The 23,404-nt window shown below is 44.6% G+C and carries 20 protein-coding genes, 1 pseudogene and 2 other annotated features; of the genes and pseudogenes, 6 read left to right on the plus strand and 15 right to left on the minus strand.

Going from position 1 to position 23,404, the window contains the following annotated elements; genetic code table 11:
* Positions 1-119: 119 nt before the first annotated feature.
* The 5 genes from SCACP_RS18255 to SCACP_RS18275 form a co-directional block, all read right to left on the minus strand.
* A complete protein-coding gene (locus tag SCACP_RS18255) occupies positions 120-1,457 on the minus strand; it encodes an MFS transporter (RefSeq protein ID WP_425058929.1) in 1,338 nt (445 codons plus the stop codon).
* A gap of 285 nt (positions 1,458-1,742) precedes the next feature.
* Positions 1,743-2,681: a dihydrodipicolinate synthase family protein gene (locus SCACP_RS18260; RefSeq protein WP_425058930.1), complete on the minus strand. Its 939-nt coding sequence runs from the start codon at positions 2,679-2,681 to the stop codon at positions 1,743-1,745.
* 183 nt (positions 2,682-2,864) lie between these two features.
* Entirely contained in the window at positions 2,865-3,686 is an 822-nt protein-coding gene (locus SCACP_RS18265; protein WP_425061439.1) for an IclR family transcriptional regulator, read from the minus strand.
* A gap of 131 nt (positions 3,687-3,817) precedes the next feature.
* The gene (locus SCACP_RS18270; RefSeq protein WP_425058931.1) at positions 3,818-4,606 is read right to left on the minus strand and encodes an HpcH/HpaI aldolase family protein; all 789 of its coding nucleotides are present in this window, start codon (positions 4,604-4,606) and stop codon (positions 3,818-3,820) included.
* Between the two features lie 177 nt (positions 4,607-4,783).
* Positions 4,784-6,181 carry an FAD-binding oxidoreductase gene (locus SCACP_RS18275; protein WP_425058932.1) on the minus strand — a complete coding sequence of 466 codons (1,398 nt, stop codon included), beginning with the start codon at positions 6,179-6,181 and terminating at the stop codon, positions 4,784-4,786.
* Between the two features lie 669 nt (positions 6,182-6,850).
* Here SCACP_RS18275 and SCACP_RS18280 point away from each other — a divergent pair.
* The 3 genes from SCACP_RS18280 (at position 6,851) to SCACP_RS18290 (ending at position 10,700) form a co-directional block, all read left to right on the plus strand.
* Positions 6,851-8,137: a sensor histidine kinase gene (locus SCACP_RS18280; protein WP_425058933.1), complete on the plus strand. Its 1,287-nt coding sequence runs from the start codon at positions 6,851-6,853 to the stop codon at positions 8,135-8,137.
* 114 nt (positions 8,138-8,251) lie between these two features.
* Positions 8,252-8,938 carry a response regulator transcription factor gene (locus tag SCACP_RS18285; protein ID WP_425058934.1) on the plus strand — a complete coding sequence of 229 codons (687 nt, stop codon included), beginning with the start codon at positions 8,252-8,254 and terminating at the stop codon, positions 8,936-8,938.
* Between the two features lie 304 nt (positions 8,939-9,242).
* Positions 9,243-10,700, plus strand: a complete 1,458-nt coding sequence (locus tag SCACP_RS18290; RefSeq protein WP_425058935.1) for a flagellin — start codon at positions 9,243-9,245, stop codon at positions 10,698-10,700.
* 51 nt (positions 10,701-10,751) lie between these two features.
* On the opposite strand, the gene SCACP_RS18295 is transcribed toward SCACP_RS18290, so the two are convergent.
* From SCACP_RS18295 to SCACP_RS18305, 3 genes and pseudogenes are all read right to left on the minus strand, one after another.
* Positions 10,752-11,168, minus strand: a complete 417-nt coding sequence (locus SCACP_RS18295; protein ID WP_425058936.1) for a hypothetical protein — start codon at positions 11,166-11,168, stop codon at positions 10,752-10,754.
* 14 nt (positions 11,169-11,182) lie between these two features.
* Positions 11,183-11,818, minus strand: a pseudogene (fliD, locus tag SCACP_RS18300) (flagellar filament capping protein FliD); the annotation flags it as partial.
* A gap of 294 nt (positions 11,819-12,112) precedes the next feature.
* Positions 12,113-12,454: a FlxA-like family protein gene (locus SCACP_RS18305; protein WP_425058937.1), complete on the minus strand. Its 342-nt coding sequence runs from the start codon at positions 12,452-12,454 to the stop codon at positions 12,113-12,115.
* Between the two features lie 248 nt (positions 12,455-12,702).
* On the opposite strand from SCACP_RS18305, the gene SCACP_RS18310 reads away from it, so the two are divergent.
* Both SCACP_RS18310 and SCACP_RS18315 read left to right on the plus strand, forming a co-directional pair.
* Positions 12,703-13,377, plus strand: coding sequence for a response regulator transcription factor (locus tag SCACP_RS18310; RefSeq protein ID WP_425058938.1), 675 nt, complete (start codon positions 12,703-12,705; stop codon positions 13,375-13,377).
* Between the two features lie 171 nt (positions 13,378-13,548).
* The gene (locus tag SCACP_RS18315) at positions 13,549-14,229 is read left to right on the plus strand and encodes a CAP domain-containing protein (RefSeq protein WP_425058939.1); all 681 of its coding nucleotides are present in this window, start codon (positions 13,549-13,551) and stop codon (positions 14,227-14,229) included.
* A 171-nt stretch (positions 14,230-14,400) separates the two neighbouring features.
* On the opposite strand, the gene SCACP_RS18320 is transcribed toward SCACP_RS18315, so the two are convergent.
* The 6 genes from SCACP_RS18320 to serA form a co-directional block, all read right to left on the minus strand.
* Positions 14,401-14,625: a hypothetical protein gene (locus SCACP_RS18320; protein ID WP_425058940.1), complete on the minus strand. Its 225-nt coding sequence runs from the start codon at positions 14,623-14,625 to the stop codon at positions 14,401-14,403.
* Complete coding sequence (locus tag SCACP_RS18325; protein ID WP_425058941.1) at positions 14,625-15,605, minus strand: metal ABC transporter substrate-binding protein; 981 nt, start codon at positions 15,603-15,605, stop codon at positions 14,625-14,627. The genes SCACP_RS18320 and SCACP_RS18325 overlap by 1 nt, the downstream gene beginning before the upstream one ends.
* Positions 15,606-15,625: 20 nt before the next feature.
* Positions 15,626-16,048 carry a Fur family transcriptional regulator gene (locus SCACP_RS18330; protein ID WP_425058942.1) on the minus strand — a complete coding sequence of 141 codons (423 nt, stop codon included), beginning with the start codon at positions 16,046-16,048 and terminating at the stop codon, positions 15,626-15,628.
* Positions 16,049-16,546: 498 nt separating this feature from the next.
* Positions 16,547-17,173 (minus strand): sigma-70 family RNA polymerase sigma factor, encoded by a 627-nt coding sequence (locus tag SCACP_RS18335; RefSeq protein WP_425058943.1) that lies wholly within the window; start codon positions 17,171-17,173, stop codon positions 16,547-16,549.
* Between the two features lie 152 nt (positions 17,174-17,325).
* Entirely contained in the window at positions 17,326-18,423 is a 1,098-nt protein-coding gene (gene hisC, locus SCACP_RS18340; RefSeq protein ID WP_425058944.1) for a histidinol-phosphate transaminase, read from the minus strand.
* 72 nt (positions 18,424-18,495) lie between these two features.
* Entirely contained in the window at positions 18,496-20,076 is a 1,581-nt protein-coding gene (gene serA, locus SCACP_RS18345; protein WP_425058945.1) for a phosphoglycerate dehydrogenase, read from the minus strand.
* A 56-nt stretch (positions 20,077-20,132) separates the two neighbouring features.
* Positions 20,133-20,338: a binding site (T-box leader), on the minus strand.
* A gap of 157 nt (positions 20,339-20,495) precedes the next feature.
* Positions 20,496-20,764, plus strand: a binding site (T-box leader).
* Positions 20,765-20,858: 94 nt separating this feature from the next.
* On the opposite strand from serA, the gene SCACP_RS18350 reads away from it, so the two are divergent.
* A complete protein-coding gene (locus SCACP_RS18350) occupies positions 20,859-22,292 on the plus strand; it encodes a sodium:solute symporter family protein (RefSeq protein WP_425058946.1) in 1,434 nt (477 codons plus the stop codon).
* Positions 22,293-22,380: 88 nt separating this feature from the next.
* On the opposite strand, the gene SCACP_RS18355 is transcribed toward SCACP_RS18350, so the two are convergent.
* Positions 22,381-23,301, minus strand: a complete 921-nt coding sequence (locus tag SCACP_RS18355; protein ID WP_425058947.1) for a DMT family transporter — start codon at positions 23,299-23,301, stop codon at positions 22,381-22,383.
* Positions 23,302-23,404: the final 103 nt, after the last annotated feature.

Raw genomic sequence — 23,404 nt, forward strand, 5'->3', positions numbered from 1 at the left:
GACCCCTCAGAATGAACTCTATCCGGCGATGTTTAAACCGTTAAACACCGCCGGATTAGGGTCCAATTCTAAGGCAAGGGCCTTCTTATATATTAAGTTAAACTGTACGAACTAAATGCCTATAGCGTACTTTGCGCTCCTTGATTTTCTGAAGCCCTTCTGGCTATAGTAGGCGGGGTATTACTCCCAATACCAAGAGCAATGGAAATAATGAAGAGTAAGGCAGCGACAAAGGCGGCTGAGCCAAGCGCGTACAAACCGGCGGAAGGATTATGGAAAGTCTGCTCAGCCCATACACGCAAGTTGGGAGCAATAAAGCCACCCAGATTGCCGACAGAGTTAATAAGAGCAATGGCACTGGCGGCTGCGACACCGCTCAGGAAGCGGGAAGGCATGGTCCAGAAGACAGGCTGGCAGGAAAAGTACCCTGCTGTTGCCAGACTGAGCGCTGCAACTCCAATCACCGGCGAACCTGTGGCCGAAGCAATAACCCCCAGCCCGGCGAAAAACATAAGCCCGGCAGCAAGAATGCCCCGTTTCCCCGACCGGTCAGAATACCGGGGAATAGTAGCGTTGGCGATGAGAGCACAGACCCAGGGAATAGCACTGACTACGCCGACTGCAAACCCGACTTTTTTCCCCATCATTGCCGCCACCTGAGTGGGCAGGTAGAATGTAACACCATACACGCTGATTTGAATCATGAAATAAATGGCACACAGGAACAAGACCATAGGATTGCCGAGAACTTTCAACGGGCTGGCGTGACCCTGTGGTTTATTAGCATTTTCATCTTCCAATTCCGCGATAAGGGCTTGTCTTTCTTCGTTAGGAATCCATGTCGCATTACTAGGTTTATCTACAAGGTACGATAAAGCCCATATGCCAACAAGTGTAGCCAACAAACCTTCTACTACGAACATCCACTGCCAACCGTGAAAACCAAGCACGCCATCCATGTCCATGAGTATCCCGGAGAGCGGTGAACCGAAAATGAAAGACAGCGGCGCGCCAAAATAGAATAGGCCCATAACCGAACTGCGGCGGCTTGAAGTAAACCAGAAAGTCAGATAATAGATTATACCCGGAAAAAAGCCGGCCTCACAAATACCCAACAAAACGCGAAGAGCTAGAAACATGGTTTCGTTTGTCACCCAAGCAAAAGCAGCAGCTACCAGGCCCCAGGTAATCATAATACGGGCCAACCACATCCGTGCGCCAACATGGTGCATGATAATGTTGCTCGGTACTTCAAAGACGGCGTAGCCCAAGAAGAATATGCCGGCGCCCAAAGCGAAGGCTGCATCACTGATACCGGTATCAACCTGAAAGGCTTGTTTGGCAAATCCGATATTGGCGCGATCCAGAAATGCAAGTACATACATAAGCAGGATAAATGGCACAAGCTTTTTTTGGGCTTTATCCATCGCTTGATCGGCAAGTTGTTGCCTAGTCATAACAGACTCCATACTAGTAATACACTCCTTAATTAATTATTTAGTATTCCATGAATTTTCCGGATTCGATCATCCCGCTGCAACTACAATAAATACAATATTCAAACGATTGGCGACCTTGGAATCTGTGATGCTGCATGGCGATATCGTCGCAAGCAAATAAATTTTATTAATTCAGCAGGTATGTCTCCGGTCTGATTGGCTTCCAAACGCGGGAGCCGGTTTATTTCAGCTTTAGAATCACCCCCTTTTACAATCAGGATATTATAAAAGATGGAACCGAGATCAGTTGCCCTGGATCTCTTTATCCAACCCTTCCCTTTGAATAACTTCCTCTAAACTTTGCAATATATTTTTTATTTGTGCTTTGACACTGTTTAATTTCAATTCTTCGGCAGCAGACAATGGCTGTTTGGGCGGTCCCATTTCAAAACCACGCATTTCAAGGGCTGCCTTAAAACCGACCGGGAACGTTACGGCAAACATGGCCCGGAGTAAAGAAAGCATGGAAACCTGGAGACGATTAGCCTTATCCCGGTCCCCGGCATGATAGGCATCCCAAATACCTACCATAATTTCCGGGATAATTCCCGAACTAGCCGTCATGCAGCCACTTGCACCAACCGTAAGAGCCGGGGCTAATATCTCCTCGCGTCCAACCAAAAAGTTCATATCCGAACCGCTCAGCCGGACTTTGTCCATATAATGCATGAGTTCAACCATATTACCACTGGAATCTTTCATACCCACAATATTGTGCCGGCGACTCAGCCGTTCAACAACATCATTACTAATAGGGACAGCAAACAGAGGTATATTATACAAAATTACCGGAAGGTTAACCGAATCTGCTACTAATTCGAAATGTTTTTCCATGTTTTCCTGGCTGATCGGATAATAATACGGCGGACAAATTACCACACCCTGACAACCCAATTTCTCTGCCTTGCGCGCTAACTTTATTGAGTTTTCCGCACAAGTGGCACTCACTCCCGGAGTTACAGCCACCCTGCCGGCTGCCTGGTCAACTACAATTTCCATGATTTCAAAACATTGCTCTAACGACATATGAGCAAACTCACCTACCGAACTGACGGGAAACAGCCCATGCAGTCCCTTAGCAATCATGAAATCAACCATTTGCCGTAACACGGTTTCATTAATACTTCCATCAGCTTTGAAAGGGGTCAACATCGCTGCATAAACACCATAAGGTTTAAACATGATACAAGCCTCCTAAATCCTAATTCATCTTCAGTCATAATCCGGTCCGGCCCTTTGTCACGTTATGACATGGGCCTGCTGCCTAATCATTGTTATCTTCCCTCCCATAACCGACTGACCTATAACACTATTCATAAATATGAAATATGTTCATATTTATGAATAAAAAGAAAGGCTGCTTTTTTATGCGCCAAAATATAATCTATCTTTCCTAAAACCCAGTCTTTTAGATATAGCCAACGCCGTATCTGTTATCATTTTGCCAAATAGTTCTGTCCTTTTGTCGTCCATTTTTAAATAAATAGCGGCGATACTCAGGGCGCCGACCGCTTTATCCGAGTGTCCGTAAATGGGAGCTGCCACACAAAATATCTCATCTTCCATTTCACGATTATCAATAGCATAACCCCGTTCACGAGTCTTCCGGAGGTCTTCGATTAAATCATTATATTCGCGAATTGTGTTTTTAGTATACATAACTGTCCGGTCGCTCATTTCCCAGATTTCTTTTACGCGTTGTGCCGGATATGTCGCCAGCAACGCCTTTCCTAAACCGGTACAGTGCATAGGCCTTCTTATTCCTAAACCAGCAACAGTCCTTATTGAGCTACTTTCTTCGATTCTATCCACATATACAATCGTTCCATTGCTGTCTATCGCCATGAATACTGTTTCACCAGTTATTGCGCTCAAATCTTTAAGAAAAGGCCGGGATACTTCATGAAAATCGGTTTTTTCCAGAACCGTCATACCTATCTCAAAGACCTTAAGACTTAATTTAAAGGTCTTCAAGTCTTCATTATCAAACTCCAGAATCCCCTTTTCCAGTAAAGTGTATAGGAGTTCATAGGTACTGCTTTTCGGCAAAGCTAAGGCCTCACTGATCTCCAGTTGCGTCAATGGCTGGGCGCTTTTGGCAAGTAAACTCAATATATCAACAGTCCTGGACGCCGATTTGTTTACTTTGAAAATAGAAAGCCCTCCGTTAAATTCACATATGCGAATTTAATTCATTATTTCGTCTATTAAAAAAATACCATTTTTTCTGAGATTAGTCAACAACATTTTAATGTTATAAGACTTCTGATAATTACGGTTATTATGCCATAGTACACAACCCAACTGCATTTTTTTGACTAACCTTTCTTAATCTCATCCACCAAATTACGTACTGCAGGTACAAAGAGCATACTATCAGAACCTATTGCCAAAAACTGTGCCCCCAAATTTCTGTAATGTTTGGCTTGAGTAGTATCAAGACAAAAAATACCTACCCATTTTCCGGCCTTAACCCCACGCGTAATAATATCAGCAACAATCCTGCAATATTCGGGATTGTCAAACTGACCGGTCATCCCCATGGACTGAGATAGATCTGTTGGCCCGATAAAAATCCCGTCCAAACCATCAACAGCCAGAATTTCTTCAAGATTGTTAACGGCGATTACATCCTCTACCTGAACAAAAACTAAGCTATTCTTATTTGAGTACGTAACATAATCTGTCAAAGGTACGTAACCGTAACGTGCTCCCCTGGTTATTCCAGCCACGCCGCGTGTACCCTGCGGACTAAATTTGGCAGCCGTTACAGCCAGCCTGGCCTCGTGGGCAGTATTGACTTGCGGAATCACCACCCCCCCTGCACCCATGTCCAAAGCCCGCAGAATAAGAGCAGGCGAGTTTTCATAAACCCGTACAATTGGCGCCATTCCGCTCACTTCTGCAGCCCGTATCATGTTTTCTACCATTTCTGCATCATGAGAACTATGTTCAGTATCAATGATAACAAAATCAAGACCCGCATAGCCGACCATTTCGACATACGCCGGCCGACCGTTGCAATAAAAAATTCCGTTTACCGTCTGACCGGCAGCCAGTTTTTCCTTAACCTTATTTTTATAAGGCATAAGCGAATAAATATCCATATTATCCCTCCTTAAATAACCCTTTGAAAAAAAGCATCAATAGCAATAAAGCTCACTGGTTAGATTTCTCCAATGAGCTTTATTGCATTTTTTATTCCAGTTTGGCTTGGTTCATGTTGTGCAGCAAGTCATTTGCAGGTTATTCTCATACTGCGGTAAGGCATTGGTATAACCGGATTACTCAACATCGAAAATGGTCCCCGGATTCAAAATCAGGTTGGGGTCCATGGCTTTTTTAATCGACTGCATAATTTTAAGTTGTACCGGGTCTGTAAATTTATGCATCCATTTTTTCCGTTTGGAGCCAATACCGTGCTCGCCTGACATCCGGCCGCCGATACTATAAGTAAATTCAAGCAGATCGTGCAGTATTTCATCAATTTTCGTCGGCCATTCTTCTGCTGAAATATTGCCTTGAAGAATGGTTAAGTGAACATTACCGTCCCCGGCATGACTGACTGTACGGCCGATAGCCGAATGCTTTTCGCAAATTTTTGCATATTCTTTCATGGCATAGGGCAAATGTTTAACTGGAACAACCATATCCTCGGGACTATGGATATAACTTTCTTCCCGATTTGCATCGCCGAAAGCTTTCCGGGCCGCCCAAATTTTCTTGGAATCAGGAACAAGAGTAGCTATTGCGCCATTTTCATTGCATATTTCATCGATTTTAACAGCTTTGTCATCAAGCTCGTCCTCAGTATTGCTCTCAACGGTAATAATGAGATAGTTGCCTTCTTCCTGATAAGGCAGGCCTTCTTTCAGATATCTGGCACATACATTGACGGCGCCGTTATCCATATACTCAAGTGACGTAGGATCGATTCCTGCTTTAATGAGTTTATACACAGTGTCAATGGCCGATTCAGCATCTGGGAACACGGCGAGAAAGTCCATTTTGTGCTGAGGTAGCGGAACAAGCTTCAAAGTTGCTTTAGTAATTATCCCCAATGTACCTTCTGACCCCATTACCAGTTGCTCGAGGCAGTAACCGGAAGTACTCTTGTTCAGCAAACCTCCCAGTTCGGTAATTTCACCTGTAGGAGTAACAATTTCAATCGAATATACCTGATGGCGGGTTGTTCCGTACTTTACCGCTTTGTTGCCGCCGGCATTGGTCGCAATGTTTCCGCCAATAAAGCAATTTTCCCCGCTGGAAGGATCTCCGGCATACAAAAGACCCACTTCGTTGGCCGCTTTTTGCACGTCCTGAGTTTTAACCCCAGGTTCGACAACCATATACATATGGTCGGCATTAACCTCTAAAATCTTGTCCATTTTTTCCAGGCAAAGTACAATGCCGCCATACATAGGTGCTGCCCCGGCGGCCAATCCGGTGCCTGCCCCCCGTGGTGTAACCGGAATCAATTCCCGGTTGGCCAGCTTAACAATTTCGGCAACCTGTTCTGTGGATTCAGGAAAAACAACAACTTCGGGAGTATGCTGATAGCGGCTGTCAGTTACTTCATCCTGACTATAGGTTATCAGCTTATCAGGATCTGTAATAACATTCTTATCCCCAACAATGGACTTCAATGCTGCTACGGTTGCCTCACTTACTTGGTTGTACATTCTCATAAACCTCCAAACTGTTCTGAGTTTTTCCTTCTCTTTTGTCCCGTATCCACCGTTATTCAACAGCGCATAACGTATTGAACTAGCTCGCTATGACAAGTAAACAGCCACTTGTTTTTATTTATGAACTTAGTTCAATATTCGGAACAATCAAGAAATTTATTTATCATATTACATCTATTTTGCCATTTGAGCGAAAATTCCTGCTTGCTGAAGAATTATTTACAAATTCTTTGCTATATAGTATCCAATAAAGATTTACAGGCGTGTTGTTAGTATAAGCGTAAGTCAAGCGCCAGCGGTGGAGCGTTACTAACAACACGCCTAGAAAAAAATCTTTATTGGATTTCATATAGATATATATATAACCGGATAAAAATAAGCACCTCCAATTTTGCTTGAAGGTGCCGCTTCCACCGCCTGTTTTTTACATTTTTATTTCGACAAAGTACTTTGAAGTCCTTGTCAGAGCGCCCGCCAAACGCTTTAAGCAGTTGCCCGGCTAATCAAACAAATATTAATTTTTTATTAGTTTTTTGCCATTTTTTCATAGTAAACTAAATAAATTTCAAATAATTATCTGCGAAAATGTATAATAGAAAAAGTACCCATGGAAGGAAAAACTTCACAAGGTTGTGGCATAGAAGGATGTCGTAGAAGACAGCAATGTTTCAGAAACTGCGCATTAAACTCACATTAATCAATACTGCCGTTACTTTGACCCTGTTTCTGCTGCTTATTGCCGGTACCTATTGTTTTTCGCAAATCAACATAGCCAGACACACCGATACCCTGGCCCGTAAAATAATATCTGACATACAATCAGGTTTGATCAGCGACTTGCCGGAGCATGGCGGCCCACCGCCAGGGTTTCCGGACAAACGGCCACTGGGCCCCCCGCCGGCACCTCCCCCCGGCCCTAATTTCTTTTTTGTCAAAACCTCGCCTGCCGGCTCGATTACCTTTCAATCGTCCGGACAACCGCTTAGTTCCGGTGCTTTGGCGGCCCTAGCCGAACAAGTTCTGCAGGCTAATCTTGAAAAAGGAACAGTTACCTTCGAGCAGACAGAGTATTCGTATTTTAAAACCCCGCTGAACAGCCAGCCGGGAACACTTATTCTGTTTCATGATTTGACGCAGGAAAAGAATATGCTCCGGGTGTTGCTGACAGCTTTGACCGTTGTCGGCATTGTCTGTTCCTTGCTTTCCTTCGGCGCCAGTTTTTTCCTGGCTAATCGCGCTATGATTCCCATCCAACGGGCCTGGCAGCAACAAAAAGACTTTCTTTCTGATATATCCCACGAGCTGCGCACACCGCTGTCTGTTATCCAAACAAACTTGGATATTGTAATGGGAAGTCCGGAAGAAACAGTGTCCAGCCAGCGTAGATGGCTGGACAATATCCAGGAAGAGTCCATTTGTATGATGCAGTTGGTTGATTCCCTGCTCTTTTTGGCCCGGGCCGATTCCCGGCAACAGCCGCTGGCTAAACAGTCCTTCTCCTTTAATGCCGTACTTATGCGGGCAGTTGCTCCCTTTGAAGCCGTTGCCGCCGCCAAAGGTACATCTTTGGAAGTAACGGCAACTTCAGCAATTGAAGGTTATGGCGACGAAACCCGGCTTAAGCAGGTAATCAGCATTTTGTTGGACAATGCCGTCAGGCATACCCCCACCGGCGGCAAAATCACCGTTTCGCTGTCACAATCGGGTAATAAGACACTGTTGACTGTTGCCGACACCGGGGAGGGAATTGATGCCGAACATCTGGAAAAAATCTTTAACCGCTTCTACCAGGTAGACAAGTCGCGGAACAAAGGAGGCTCCGGATTAGGACTGGCAATCGCCAAATGGATTATTGAGAGCCACGGCGGAATCATCAGCGTTACGAGTACACCCGGAGCGGGAACAACCTTTACCGTGCAAATGCCCAATCATGAACGGACTGCCTCGTAGATTGCTTTCATGCATACATATATTCAATTTACCATCTGTAATAAAAACAAAACTGAAAAAACATCCACGGAAGGAAAAACTTCACAAGGTTGTGGCCATTAAAGGATGTTTTAAATGAAATTGTTATTAGTCGAGGATGAAAGTAAATTGGTTGATTCCCTGTCGCATTTACTGAAAAGAAACGGCTTTGTGGTAGATGCCGCCCTGGATGGCGAAACAGGAATCGAAATGGCCTGTACCGGTATCTATGATATTATCATCCTGGACCGCATGCTCCCCAATAAAGACGGTATTTCCCTGCTGAGAGAATTTCGCAGTCTGGGACATGATACTCCTGTTCTTTTTTTAACAGCCAAGGATTCTCCCGAAGACCGGGCAGAAGGCTTAAATTCCGGCGCCGACGATTACTTGATCAAACCGTTTTTTTCTGTCGAGTTATTGGCAAGGCTGCAGGCCTTGGGCCGGCGCCGCCACAAAGAATTGGCAGAAAACGTCTTAACCGTTGACGGCCTTGTGTTTAACCCCCTGCGCGGTCAGGTCACCAAAAACGGTGAGGTCATTCAGCTAACCCTGAAAGAAGCGCAACTATTGGAACTGCTTATCCGCAACTATGACCGGGTAGTCACTAAAGAACAGATCATTCAAAAGGTATGGGGCTACTATTCTGACGCGGAATTTACCACTGTCAACCTGTATGTCCACTACTTGCGCAAAAAGCTTAAACTTTCCAATCTCAAGACAGTATGGGGGGTTGGCTATTGTTTACACGGCAATAAAAATGTGACCAAAGCTGTAAATTAATACCAAACCTATATAAACCGTATTCATAAAAAAGCCGCTGGCGGGTTACCGCCGGTGGCTTTTCCTTTTGGTTTGACCAAATCTTAAATTCATATTTATTAAACAAATTTCTAATATTTTTTTTAACAATTTTATAATATTACCCTTCGAACTTAAGGGTAGAAAAACATGAAAGGAGGCAATCTTCGTGGACAACCTTGGGTAATAAGCGGTAACGAAGGAAACCCAAGGGGTAAAAACTCAGCACTTGCCAAAGTGCTCCCGGTGCACGGAAGCTTAACGCAAAATCAAGGAGGAATTAACTATGTCAATGGTCATTAACACTAACTTGTCGGCTTTGAACACCTATAACCAACTGAACAAAAACAATGCTTTAATGAACTCATCCCTGGAGAAACTGTCGTCCGGCTACCGCATCAACAGTGCGGCTGACGATGCCGCCGGCTTAGCCATCTCGGAAAAAATGCGCGGCCAGATCCGCGGTCTTAATCAAGCCAGTTCCAACGCCCAGGACGCCATCTCGCTGACCCAGACGGCCGAAGGCGCCCTTGATGAAACCACCAGCATCCTGCAGCGCATGCGCGAGCTGGCAGTACAGGCGTCAAGCGATACTTTAACCGAAGATGACCGGACTGCCATCCAAGATGAAGTAAACCAGCTGCGTCAGGAAATTGACCGTATCGCTGACGACACCGAATTTAACACCAAAAAATTGCTTAATGGTGAGCTTTCTAAGACTGCTACTGCGTCCGGCACAAATGCTGCTTCTATTGATTCAGCCGTTGCAGGAACCAATACCAAAGCCGGCGTATACGATGTAACCTTTACTACGGCGGCAACCCAGGCAACTGTAGGCAGCCAAGCCAATGCAACAGCAAATAGCACTGGCACCTTAACAACCGCAACTGATGTAAGTTCATTTGCCGGAGATATTCAAATTAACGGCACCACTATTACTATCGAGTCTGGCGATACTGTCGATGACGTAGTTAAAAAGATTAATAATGTAAGCGGCGATACAGGCGTAACTGCCACTTTAGACTCAACCGACGCTACCAACAACTTTATTCAATTAACGTCTGATTCTTACGGCAGTAATGCTACGATCAGCTTATCAGGTGCTACGGCCACATTGCAAGATTTGTTTGCGGCAACAACTGGTACGGAAACAACTGTTTCGGACGCCGGCACCGACGCGGTTGGTACAATAAACGGCCAAACCGCTACCGGTAAAGGTAATACACTTACTTTGAATAAATCAGGCGATGCGGCTGACGGCCTTACTGTTGTCGGCAAAGACGGCACTGTTGCCGACGGCGATACCGCTACCATTACCGTAGGCACCGATAATGCCCTGTACTTCCAAATCGGCGCCAACGAAGGACAGGGTATAGAGCTTGCCATTAATAATATGGACGCCTACAGCCTGGGTGTTGCCACTTCGGACGGTACCGATACCGGGCTGGATTTATCTACGTCGAGTAAGGCTACTGCTGCCATCACCACAATCGACAGTGCCATTAACAAAGTTTCTTCCGAACGGGCTAAACTCGGCGCTGTTGAAAACCGCCTTGAACATACCATTAACAACCTGACCACTTCCAGTGAAAATCTGACTGCCGCCGAATCGCGCATCCGCGACGTTGATATGGCCTCCGAAATGGCTACCTACACCAAACTGAGTGTCCTTAACCAGGCGGCTACCGCCATGCTGGCCCAGGCCAACCAGCTGCCGCAACAGGTATTGTCTCTCTTGAAATAAAGAATACCGCAATAAACCCCTCACGCATAACGTGAGGGGTTTATTTATTCATTATCCTTCGGCACTAAAACGGTGTCCCAAAGCCATTACTGTCCATTGCCGGACATACCGGTTTTTTAACTGTCGCAGCGCCTTTATATTGCATAATTCAGCGGCGATCAGCCGGTGTTCGGCTAAAGCCTCCTGCAAAACCTGGTCGCAAGCGTCCAATGTTTCCTTTTGCCTTGTCTCAATAGTCTGAACCATAGCTTTAAACTCATTAAGATTTTTCCAGCCAGGATCACTCTTCAACTTGCCATTCACGGCGACGAGCTCATCAATCAGTACGGCCCGTTCTCTAAGCAGGCGGTTCAGCCCCCGCATCTCCCGTCTGCGCACAAACCGCCGTTGCGTCTCGGTATTGGTATTGATTTTTTCAATAATTTCCAGTTTCCTTGTTAAATACGCCATTACTTCGTTGTTATTCATTATTCCCCCCCCTGTCATGACGAGAGATAGGACGACAAGGCCGACAACTGAGCGTTCATGGTATTGATATAGGTTTCCAGCGTGGTGTACTGGTCGTAAAGGCTGTCTTGTTTGTCATCCAGCCGGTCTTCTTCCTTCTTGATCCGCTCCTGAAGGTCTTCAAGCTGGTCGCTCAGCATATTATCGCTTTCGGACGCGTCGTTTTCCACCCCGGCCTTTTCAATGAGCAACCCTTTATTGCCGTTGCTGTCGCGAACCGTTGAGATATTGTCCTGTAAAATATCATATATCCGGTAGGCGATACCTTCCTCGCTGTATCTTGCCGCCCGCTGACTGGCATTGAGTTTGCGTACTATGGTCGTGCCCGGATAGCTGGACGACGTTTGGGTGAACAGGTTCATAACCCCCTCAGGATTGCTCTGGATGGCTGTTTTCAATGTATCCTCGTCAATATACAGTTTACCCTTTTCATCATAAGTACCGGTGGTAATCCCGATGCCGGTAATAGTGGTAGACAAACCGGAAACAGCATCAATCAGGGCATTGCGCATATTGCTGAGGAAACTGCGCAACGTCGAATCTCTTTCCAGCAATCCGGTCTTAGCCTTTTTTTCCCAGTTTTCTATTTCCGCATCGGACATTTCTTCTTTTAGGTTGTTGTACTTGAGACCGAGCTGGTACTCATGTTTTTTGTTCCTCCCTTGTTAATTAGATTTGAAATAATTGACAGGATTTTACGAATAGATTTTGCTTTGAGCAATTGAAGAATATTTATCCATATATAATGTCGCCGTTATATATTTAGTTTTTATTTAGCAAATATAAAAGGAAAAAACATTTGCTTGCAGAATGAAAAAATAAAGCCGGAGGACTCATCTGCCAATTAGATGAGTCCTCCGGCTTGTTCACTCTTCCGGTATATACCCTGATTCTTTTCAATAGCATCAAACTTCGATATCGATCCTTTGACGGATAAAGTTTTGACTCTGTAAAGATTTTTGACTATTTGCCGAGCTACCCTCATTATTTTCTTGGTTATTTGCTGTTTGCGAATCTGTCTTTTTTTGCTGAAGCTGCTGTATTTGAGCATCGATCGCCTGAATTTGCGCTTCCAGCAACTGAACTTTTTTTTGCTTGTCTTCTACTTTTGTCGTCTTATCCTGGTTTATCTCATTGATTTCGTTCTGTAAATCCTGCTTTTTCTTTTCTAACGCTTTGAGCTCGTTGGTACTGCTGCTCTGACTTATCTGAACACTGCCGGATTGACCTATTGATGTGATTGCCAAGTCAATCATCCCCCTTAATCAAAGATTGTAATATTCCCGAAAAATTAACAGTTATTAAAATTATCGGATGATATTATTGGAAATTCCTTTGAACATTTACGAAAATTACGGATTTTGCCCAAAGAATCTTTGAATATTCTTTGAAATATTAAGTGAAATAACAATAAAAATCCGTTAAAATGATAATAGCAAAATAATCCACGGATGGCAAAATGTAAACAAGGCTGTTGATACTAAGAGGGTTCTTGATGAAATTATTATTGGTAGAAGACGAACGCAAACTAACGGAAGCACTGTCCCATCTTTTAAAGAAAAGCGGTTATGCAGTGGATACCGCCATGGATGGAGAAACAGGTCTCGAAATGGCGGTCACCGGAGTTCACGACATTATCATCCTGGACCGCATGCTGCCCCGCCGCGACGGCATCGCCTGCCTAAAGGAGCTTCGCAGTCTGGGATTTGATACTCCGGTCCTGCTTTTAACAGCCAGGGACGCTCCCAAAGAGCGGGTGGAAGGCTTGGACGCCGGCGCCGACGATTATTTGGTAAAACCATTTTTCGCCGAGGAACTGCTGGCAAGGCTGCGTGCCCTAACCCGCAGAAAGGGCAAGGACATTGTCGGCGACACCATCTGTGCTGCCGGCCTGACTCTCCATCCGTTACGCGGTGAAGTCGTAAAAGGCGATAAGACCATTCACCTTACATTGAAAGAATCGTTACTTTTAGAGTTGTTGATGCGCAATATGGACCAAGTAATTCCCAAAGAACGCATTCTGGAGAAAGTTTGGGGTTACAATTCTGAAACCGATATTGCTAACGTCGATCTGTACATTTATTACTTGCGCAAAAAGCTCAACATTGCCAACATCAAGACAGTGCGCGGCGTGGGCTATTTTCTTCAGGGAGACAAGGATGTTCAATAAGCTGCGCTTAAGGCTTACTTTGCGCAATAAACCCGTCAGCCTGCGGATCACCAGGATTGGCCGTCATAACAAAATTTACTATAATTATGTTAACAGGACAACTATAAGAAATGTCGAATATTTATTTGCAGAATCATGTTACATAAATAAAATAGATAGGCAGGTACTAACATGATAAACAACCCCATCAAGAATACTTTGGTTGTCGGCATTCTCTCTTTTTCACTTCTTACCACGTCATTTGGCGGTGCTTTTGCCACTTCGGCCTCTGCCGCCAGTCCTGACAATCTTTCTACAGAGGAATCAGTACAAAATAATGCGTCGACAAATAGTATTCTAGCCGGTATTGCGGCAATCGGAGTGATTGCTGCACTGTCTAACCATGGTGGTTCATCAGACAAAAGTTCTTCGTCCAGCAAAAACTCCAGCGGAACTTCAGGCTCGACCCAGACTGGCAGCGGTACGGTTTCCGCTTCCGGAGAACAACAGGCGGTCAGCCTCTTAAACAAGGACCGGGCGGCAAATGGGTTACCGGCCTTAAAAGTAAACTCGCAATTAACCCGTCTGGCCGAAAACTATGCCCAAGATATGATTAAGCGGGGATATTTTTCCCACTATAACCCCGAAGGGCAATCGCCATTTGACCGTATGAACCAGGCAGGCATAAGTTACAAAACTGCCGGTGAAAACCTGGCAATAAACACGAGCGTTGCTGCAGCCGAAACCGCGTTTATGAACAGCTCAGGACATCGTGCCAATATTCTTAATGCAAGCTATACCGAAGTAGGTATCGGTGTGGTTCAGAGTCCAAACGGCTCAGTCTATGTAGTTCAGGAATTTATCGGTAAGTAAGGCCAGGCACACCATCACACGGACGAAAATATCCGTACTGATAAAGCACCTGAAGGAGTGATCCTGATGCCCTACAGAATTATCAAAATAGCTGTGTCCCTTGTATTTAGTAAAAAGTTAAATACTTTCCTAACCATCTTAAATACCATAGGCGTCAACAACACGCTTAGTTTAGCGGCAATGAGTATTAGGCTGCAAAGGCAGCTTCCACGTTTTATTCTGGGGTTCGGTATTCGCCTTCTCATGAACCCCTGTTGCCGTTTTGTATTTTGGTGTGCTACCGGTCGCCGCTTCCACCCCCCTGTTTGGCTGGCTGAGCATTAACATGCCCGGACAAGCTATCAAAAATAACGCAAAAAATCCCAACAGATTTTTCAGTCTGTTGGGATTTTTCATTACTCTGTTAGCGCCTTTGCTAAATTTGCTAAATTCTCCCGCATAACTGAAAGATAATTTTTCCCCTGCCTCATTTCTTCTTCAGTTAAGTTTTCCACAGGATTGAGTACAAGCAGGCCGGCTCCTGTTTCTTTGGCAATAGTATCGGCTAATTTCGGACTTACAATTGTTTCAAAAAAAATGTACTTTACTTGATGGTCCCGGCAAAATTTGACTACCTTAGCCATTTTGTCGGGAGTAGGTTCGCTGTCCGGCGATAATCCCATAATTCCCACCTGGTCAAGATTATACCGTTTTGCCAGATAACCGAAAGCGGTATGACTGGTGATAATATCCCGCCGCTTGGCCTTGGCTATGACACTCTGATATTCCTGGTCCAACTTGGCCAGTTCCTGTACATAGGATTCAGCGTTTTTCTGATAGTATTCCTTATTGTTAGGATCAACCTCACTCAGCGCTCCGGCAATGACTCTTACTTCCTGCCGGGCAAACACCGGATCAAGCCAGACATGCGGGTCAAATTCATGCTCATGTTGATGCTTGGCTTCTGCTTTATTTTCATGATCATGACCGTCCTCGCCCTCATCTTCATCCTCAGAATGTCCGGGGAGCAGGGCAATTCCCTTGCTGACCTCCACAGTCTTAGCCGTGCCTACCACGTCTTTTTTCAGTAATTTATCCACAGGTTCAAGCCCGGCGCCATGATATAAAAATAATTTAGATTCTTTAATTTTCACCATGTCCTGAGCAGTCGGCTCCCAATCATGCGGTTCCGCGCCAGGTGGCACCAGCATAGCTACCTCGACTTTATCGCCCCCAACTTGGCGTGTAAATTCGTAAACCGGATATATTGTTGTTAAAACCTTTAACTTATCCGGTGCAGATTGGGTTGATTTAGCCTTGTTCCCGCATCCCGCCACTGTCAATACCAGGGCGGCACACAGCATCACAACAATTCCCTTTCTTACTAAACGTTGCATCAAAATCCCCCTTTTGGTTACTAACTTGCCGTGCGACACTCACGGCAATATCCATAAAACTCAAGTGCATGAGAAGTAACTTTAAATCCGTTCTCTTCGGCCTTGACCACATCTTCAATATGTATCGGGCAGAAATCCAGGCATTCGGCTTTGCCGCAGCCCAAGCACACCAAATGATGGTGGTGGTCTGATGTGACAATTTCAAACACGTTGCCGTCCCGCCCCCGCATATGTATTTCATGCACTAATCCCAGCTCGACCAATAAGCTTAGATTCCGGTAAACGGTGTCCAGGCTCATATCCGGAAAACTTATTTTTACATGTTCCAGTACTTGCTGGGCAGTGGCAAATTTGCCGCACTCCTGGAGCGCTCCAATCACCGCCCGGCGTTGCGGTGTTATTTTATATCCTTGGCCGCGAAGCACAGTAATAAACCTTTCCAAATCCGTATCCCCCTAATTAATAATATTACTATTTACAATTATACTTTATTTATGCACAAATGGCAATACCTGGTACTATATTATTAATAGTGCCGGCTTGTTTGACTGAGATGTTGTTCCCTGTTTGCGACTGCAACATTGTGCCGATTGCCCGCCGGCTAATTCTAAAAGGTGTGCCACTGCGGCTGTCATCGCCTTATGTGTATCCCGGCTATGAATAATAACAAGGGCTGCAACTTACGCCGGACAGGCGCAAGTTGCAGCCCTTGTTTATTGGCTCGTAACGAATTTTCCAGGTAAGGATCCCTTTGCGGGGTGAATCTTGATTAAGGACTTTTCCGCGTGCTCGCCCGCTGCTTGAAAATTAACAACGGTTAAGTTTTTGGCAAAACGCCCTGCTATAGCCTGACGCAGTTCTGTCTTACCTTCAAATGCTACCTCGTTCCCAGAAAGAATTCGCAGCGTAGGCAAAGAGGTAATAGTCACTGTATCTGCACTTTACCTCTTTCTATTGCTGTATTTTTTTTTGCCGGGTAATAGGTAGTCAGATAACTTTTTCCTGGCGCGCTGTATTGCGTTATCAATCACTTTAGGTTCAAAATTAAGTTTTCCCGAAATATATCTCTGTTTATAGCCACTCATATAGAGCATCATTATCCTGCGTTCAGTAGAGGACAATCTGCTGTTAATGGCTTCTTTAATTTTTTGCACAGATTCGTTATCTATGATTAACTCAAGCGGATCTCTAATCTCATTGTCTACACCCAACCGGTAAACAAGCTTCATATTGCCGTCAGGTCCATTATCGTCGCTTGCCTGATGCAATGACCAGGCATAATTTGCTGCCATATGCTTTTTCCTATTGGCCATCGTTATTGCCGACTTAATCATATTTTTAATATTTATTCTGGCTATCAAATCGAAACTATGCCGACTATTATCTTCATACTGTAAAACGGCTTTATATAAGCCGAGCAAACCCCACTGATACAGGTCGTCAACATCCCCTCCCGGCAAGTAATAATTATTTGCATATGCATAGATAATCTTCCTGAACTTACCAACCAAGCAGTTAAATTTCTCATTATCAAGACTGCCGGCATCATCAAAACAATATTTTAGCATTCAATCAGGACCTCTGCTCTTTATTTTAGATTATTTAGGCGCCTTAGGCAAATTGTCAAACTAATGTTTTTATTTTAGAGTTGGTCCGGCGACTAATAAATCAGATTGAAGTCCCTATTTTCTTTGCATAATTAGGACAAAGGTACTATTTTTCAATTACGAACCCAGATAACCTTCTGCATAGCCGCGATGAATTCTCTGTTCTCCTGTTCGGTGCCAATGGTTACACGTATTGTGTTAGGAAAACCGACCGGCCGGATGATAATGCCCTGTTTTAAAAGAGCCTGGAATACTTCGTCCCCTGAACGGTCCAGTTTAACCATTAAGAAGTTAGTGTGGGAAGGAAAGCATGTAAATCCCATATTGTTCAGTTCTCCCTCAAGATACTTCCTGCCGGCAATATTTTTCTGTACACAAGACGCAACAAAAGAGGGATCATCAAGAGAGGCCAGTGCAGCCGCCTGGGCGAAGCGGTTAGCATTAAATACTTCTTTAACTTTAATAAGTTCCTGGCGTACGGACGGCTGCATCATACCATACCCGATTCTCAATCCCGCCAGGCCATAAGCTTTGGAAAAGGTCCGGAGGATGACCAGATTAGGATGCTTTGCCATTAGCGGGATTGTCTCGAGATATGCTTCATCTTGCACATATTCGTAATAGGCTTCATCCATGATGATCAAAATATTCCCGGGCACCTTTTCAATAAATGACAGCAAGTCCCCCTTGTCAACAATAGTTCCGGTGGGATTGTTGGGGTTACATATAAAAATCATCCGGGTTTTTTCGGTTATTGCGGCAAACATGCCTTGTAGATTATGAACACCGTCAATCAGGGGAATAATTACCGGAACTCCCCCCTCAATCATTACATTCGTTTTATATAAAGGAAAAGTGACATCAGCCATGATTGCTTCATTGCCGGCACTAATATAACTTCTTGTTAACATGTGAATGATTTCTTCCGAACCATTTCCAAAAATAAAGTTGTCCGGATCAAGCCCAAGGCGGTCTGCCAACTTTTCCGCTAAAGCCGGCGCTAATGACTCCGGGTACAAAGCCGCGTTTTCAACTTCACGAATAATTGCCTGTTGAGCCAAGGGAGAGCATCCAAAGGGATTTTCATTAGATGCCAGCTTAATAATGCGCTCTAGGCCAAATTCCCGCTGTACTTCTTCTATCGGCTTTCCTGGTACGTAGACCGTTACTGCTTCAATTTCCTTGCGTGGAGGAATTTTGTCAAAATCCATATTTTTACCCCTTTACTTGATTATTTGTTGCTAAATGTTATATCCTGTGTATTGACTTCAACCCATGAAAAGCTATATTTTGACCGACCGTGCTTTTACAACACCTTCCACGCTTCCAATAAATTGCAGAGTCTCTTTCGATACTTCCGAATCAACAGTAAGCACCATCATCGCGCGGTTATCGGCAAAATTCCGTCCAAGTTGCATGGTGGCGATATTTACTTTGCCGACTCCCAGCAGAGTTCCAATTTGACCGACAACACCGGGTTTGTCTATATTTTCCACCATAAGCATATAGGGGGTTGGGGTAACATCAAACTCATATCCGTTGAGTTCTACAATACGCAACTCACCTTTCCCAAACACCGTACCACTGATCGTGAAGTTTCCTTTGGGGGACACGATTTTGACCTTGATCAAGGTCAAATAATTATCGGCTACAGCTTCTTTGCTCTCGGTTACAATAACGCCCCGGCTTTGAGCCGTCAGGCTGGCATTAACATAATTAACTCTTTCCTTTAACACCGGTTCAAACAGCCCTTTAAGTATTGCCAATGTAATCATTGATGTTTCGAGGCCGGCAACTTCACCACTATACATAATCTCTACTTTTTCAACTGCTTCTTTTTCTAACTGGTAATATATTTTTCCCAATATTTCACCAAGCTGCAGATAGGATTTCAGCACTTCAAGGTCCCGGCTCTGGATGGTAGGCAGGTTGACGGCATTGGGCACCATCTCTCCCTTAAGCGCGCTGATGACTTCCTGCGCTACCGTCACCCCCACATTGTCCTGAGCCTCTACGGTATCGGCACCCAAATGCGGTGTAACAACCACATTGCTAAGATCCAGCAGTGGCGAAGTGGGATTGGGTTCATCCACTAATACATCAATCCCCGCGCTGGCAACAATTTTTTCTTTCAGAGCCTCTACCAAAGCCTGTTCGTCAATAATGCCACCCCGGGCACAATTCACGACCCGGACACCTTTTTTAGCAATTTTAAATTGATCTTTACCGATCATCCCCATGGTTTCCTCTGTTTTCGGAGTATGAACAGTAATAAAATCCGATTCTTTGATTAAATCTTCCAGTTTTTCTCTTTTCTCTACGCCAAATTTTTTGAACCGGGCGTCACTGATATAGGGATCATAAGCAATGACATTCATACCAAAAGCTTTTAAACGGGTAGCCACTAAAGACCCGATCCGGCCCAGTCCCACGATCCCTACGGTTTTATTTAACAATTCAACCCCTTTTAAATTAGAACGGTCCCAAACCCGCTCCTGAAGTCTGGCATGAGCCTGAGGAATATTCCGGCAAGAAGCAAGTAATAAACCAATGGTATGTTCTGCAGCTGACACCACATTAGATTCCGGCGTATTTACCACAATAATACCGCGTTTGGTCGCACCTTCCATATCAATATTGTCTACCCCGTTGCCCGCACGCCCCACCACTTTCAATTTAGTGGCCTTTTGATAAAATTCTTCATTTACCTTGGTTACGCTGCGGACAATAATTGCATCATAATCGCCAATGATTCCCAGTAATTGTTCCCGTGAAAGTTTAGTGTTAACATCCACAGATGCGCCGGCATTAATCAACACTTCAATTCCTTTTTCGGAAATGGTTTCTGCAACTAAAATTTTCATAATATACCTCCTGTTTTAATATTGGGGAAATCAAAAAACTCCCGTTCTTAGCTATCGCCAAGGACGGGAGCAAAATTCTCACGTGGTGCCACCTTCTTTTGTCATAAAAATATGACCTCTCAGATGATAACGGTATCAAACCGGACCAGGTTGTTTCCCTGTCTGCTCCGAAGCGGATTCAACAAGATCAGGTACCAATTCACACCATCCATTGGCTCTCTGAATCCTTCCCTTGTTTACTATTCTTCATCATAGCACGTCATCAATATCTGTGATTTGCAACTTATTGTACTATAGCTTCGGACACCTGTCAATTCATTTGCTCGTATGAATCGCAATTAACTTTTTTACGAAAATATTTTGCACCCTGTTGACAAACATCCAACCACAAACTACAATAATAATCAATATAATCATTGATAATGGTAATGACGGAAAAAAGTAATCATGTTGTTACATTCAGAGAACTGGTGGTTGGTGCGAACCGGTTGTAATGCATGATGAAGTTCCTTCCCGAACCGCAGGCTGAAATTCCAGTAGGCCGGGCCGTATTGTCTACGTTACAGACTTCAAGAGGATCTTATGATCAAAAAGGGTGGTACCGCGGCAATTCGCCCCTGACGCGGTGCCTTTTTTATTTTTGAATAAGATTAATTTGGGTGGTACCGCGGTTAAAACCGTCCCTATCGAAGGGGCGGTTTTTTTATTATTCTCTTTTTGTTATTCTTAGTAAGCCGGCATTAAGAATAATGAATGTGAACATTGATTATAGGAGGTAAATTATGAGTATTCCTTTAACCATTGTGCTGTTATACATTGCTCTTTTATTTCTGATCAGCTACTTCGCACAGCGCCGCTCCAGCGGCGGTGCAACTAATTATATCCTGGCAGGAAGACAATTGACCACTCCACTGATTACTGTCTCAATCGTAGGCCTTGCCATAGGCGGGGCCTCGACCATCGGAGTTTCGGAGCAGGCTTATAAACTGGGTCTCTCCGCAGGCTGGTATACTGCCGCTTGGGGGATTGGCGCTATTACCATGGGACTGTTGGTGGCGAAAAAATACCGGGAACTGGGTATTACTACCATCCCGGAACTGTTGGAGCGATTTTACGACAAAAAAGGAATGATCGCCGGTGTCGCTTGCCAAATCATTATCCAATTAGTCATTACATCTCTGCAATACATTGCCGGCGGCAGCATTCTCTGCACTCTGCTCCCTGATATCTTTACCTTTACCACCGGTATGCTTACCAGCGCGGTTGTGTTTATCGGCATTACCTTTATCGGCGGTATGTGGTCTGCCAGCTTGTCCAACATATTAAATATCACGCTTATCTATATCGGCATCCTCTTAGCCACTTTTGTCAGTCTGACCCGGGTCGGCGGCATCTCGAACATTGTTCCTAAATTACCGCCCAACATACCGTATTTTGATGTGATTAGCGGTGTCGGTGTTACCGGGATTGTTAGCTGGATTGTCGTACTGGTAACGGTTAACTTGTCACTGCAAAGCATTATTCAAATTTCACTGGGCGCCAAAGATGAATACACTGCCCGCCGCGGGTTCATTATCGGTGGCCTCATGATGTTGCCCATTGGTTTCGTCTGTGCCCTAATGGGGATTATCGCAAAATCTATGTACCCTGACGTCAGCGCTTCACTTGCCTTGCCGCTTACCATTATGTCTCTGAATCCCTTCCTGGCAGGTATTACTCTGGCCGCTTTGTGGGCCGCCGATATATCCACCGCCTGTAATCTGCTATTAAGCTCAGCTACGCTGTTCTCCCAAGATATCTATAAAAGATTTGTAAACCCAACTGTTACGGAAAAAAATTTCCTTCTTGTCACTAAAGGATCGGTACTGGTTTTAGGAATGGTAACGCTGTTGCTGGCGATGACGGTAAGTGGAATTATTCAAACCCTCATGATCGGCCTTAGCCTTACCGCAGCGTTCAGTGTTATTGTATTGTTTACGCTCTTTATGCCCGGCCTGTGCCGGAGGAACTCCGCCTTTTATACCGTACTAGCCAGTCTTATCGTTTTGATCCTGTGGCAGACCATGCCGTCAGTCCGTATATTTCCTCATGTTATCTATCTGGAATGGCTGGCGTGCCTTGCTACCTTCTTTATAGCCTATTTGTTCGATTCCAACACGATTACTGCGGCAAATCTTACCAAACCGGAGCTTGCCCGGGAAACTTCAGCAAAATAACCAGTCCTACTGCCAAACCGGAAATAAATAAACGCTTCCACTGCTACCTATTCTAAGTATTTCCCAGGAAAATATTTGTTTAAACTAATTAATCGCCACAATCAATCACCTCCTTTTTAGCCGGGTTCCGTGCTCCCCAGATACCGCCAATTACAATTAGCAGTCCGCCAATTATATGGGATATCCCGATTGGCTCGCCTAAAAATATAAAACCGAGTAAAGCGCCATACAGCGGTAACGTATTATAAAAAACCATAGCTCCGCTTGGGCCAAGACGGGCTACACCCGCATTCCAGGCATAAAATCCGACAGCAGCCGGAACAATGCCCAAATAGATGATGCTTACAATCAATGTAACATCAAGATTAACCGGAATAGTTTGCAGTTCCCATACAGCTAACAGACATAAGACCGGAAGACCTAGAAATGTTGAAAAAGCTGTTGCGGAAATAGAAGAACGATAATGCATAACCTTACCGCTAATAACAGAATACAATCCCCATATGGCTACTGCAATCAGGACAATGAAATCACCCATGTTAAATTGTGCCGTTTTCCAAAATGACCACGAGCCGCCTGAAATCAAAAAAAGTACGCCAAATAACGCCACTAGAGCGCCGCTAATCTGCCTGCGGGACATAGGTTCTTTTATAAGCCAAGTCGCAAAAAGGCCGGTCAACAGCGGCGCTAATCCGTTAATAATCGTACTGTTGACTGCGGTAGTATAGCGAAGTCCTAAATAAAGTACCGGAGAAAACAATACGATCCCGGTAAGAGCCATTGCTGCCAGTAACCGGTAATCTTTATCCATTCGCCGTTCTTTAAGCGGCTGTTGCCGGAGCATTACGGCAAAAATTATCGAAGCTATAAAGAATCTGGCCGCCGACATAGTGATCGGTCCCATAGAATCCTTCAGCAACCGGCCTAGTACCATATTGGTAGCCCATACCAATGTTGCCAAGTTCACATAGCCGATTCCAACGATTTGCTTTATTCGTTCTTGCTTCATGATTATTACCTCTCCCCTTACCAATAACTTGTTGCCACATTTATCCAACCATGAATTATGCTATCTTAAATCCTTCTCTCCTTATATTTTACTATTCACCTAA

This window comes from Sporomusaceae bacterium ACPt (assembly GCA_041428575.1).
In the GTDB taxonomy this organism is placed as follows: Bacteria; Bacillota; Negativicutes; order Sporomusales; family Sporomusaceae; genus Sporomusa_D; species Sporomusa_D carbonis.

Excerpts from the sequence above, each read along its gene's own strand:
- SCACP_RS18295 (WP_425058936.1), bottom strand. The coding sequence starts at position 11,168 with ATGAATAACAACGAAGTAATGGCGTATTTAACAAGGAAACTGGAAATT.
- SCACP_RS18315 (WP_425058939.1), top strand. The coding sequence starts at position 13,549 with ATGATAAACAACCCCATCAAGAATACTTTGGTTGTCGGCATTCTCTCT.
- SCACP_RS18280 (WP_425058933.1), top strand. The coding sequence starts at position 6,851 with ATGTTTCAGAAACTGCGCATTAAACTCACATTAATCAATACTGCCGTT.
- SCACP_RS18285 (WP_425058934.1), top strand. The coding sequence starts at position 8,252 with ATGAAATTGTTATTAGTCGAGGATGAAAGTAAATTGGTTGATTCCCTG.
- SCACP_RS18325 (WP_425058941.1), bottom strand. The coding sequence starts at position 15,605 with ATGCAACGTTTAGTAAGAAAGGGAATTGTTGTGATGCTGTGTGCCGCC.
- SCACP_RS18255 (WP_425058929.1), bottom strand. The coding sequence starts at position 1,457 with ATGACTAGGCAACAACTTGCCGATCAAGCGATGGATAAAGCCCAAAAA.
- SCACP_RS18260 (WP_425058930.1), bottom strand. The coding sequence starts at position 2,681 with ATGTTTAAACCTTATGGTGTTTATGCAGCGATGTTGACCCCTTTCAAA.
- SCACP_RS18320 (WP_425058940.1), bottom strand. The coding sequence starts at position 14,625 with ATGAAAAATCCCAACAGACTGAAAAATCTGTTGGGATTTTTTGCGTTA.
- SCACP_RS18290 (WP_425058935.1), top strand. The coding sequence starts at position 9,243 with ATGTCAATGGTCATTAACACTAACTTGTCGGCTTTGAACACCTATAAC.
- SCACP_RS18335 (WP_425058943.1), bottom strand. The coding sequence starts at position 17,173 with ATGCTAAAATATTGTTTTGATGATGCCGGCAGTCTTGATAATGAGAAA.
- SCACP_RS18355 (WP_425058947.1), bottom strand. The coding sequence starts at position 23,301 with ATGAAGCAAGAACGAATAAAGCAAATCGTTGGAATCGGCTATGTGAAC.
- hisC (WP_425058944.1), bottom strand. The coding sequence starts at position 18,423 with ATGGATTTTGACAAAATTCCTCCACGCAAGGAAATTGAAGCAGTAACG.
- SCACP_RS18310 (WP_425058938.1), top strand. The coding sequence starts at position 12,703 with ATGAAATTATTATTGGTAGAAGACGAACGCAAACTAACGGAAGCACTG.
- SCACP_RS18270 (WP_425058931.1), bottom strand. The coding sequence starts at position 4,606 with ATGGATATTTATTCGCTTATGCCTTATAAAAATAAGGTTAAGGAAAAA.
- serA (WP_425058945.1), bottom strand. The coding sequence starts at position 20,076 with ATGAAAATTTTAGTTGCAGAAACCATTTCCGAAAAAGGAATTGAAGTG.
- SCACP_RS18350 (WP_425058946.1), top strand. The coding sequence starts at position 20,859 with ATGAGTATTCCTTTAACCATTGTGCTGTTATACATTGCTCTTTTATTT.
- SCACP_RS18275 (WP_425058932.1), bottom strand. The coding sequence starts at position 6,181 with ATGTACAACCAAGTAAGTGAGGCAACCGTAGCAGCATTGAAGTCCATT.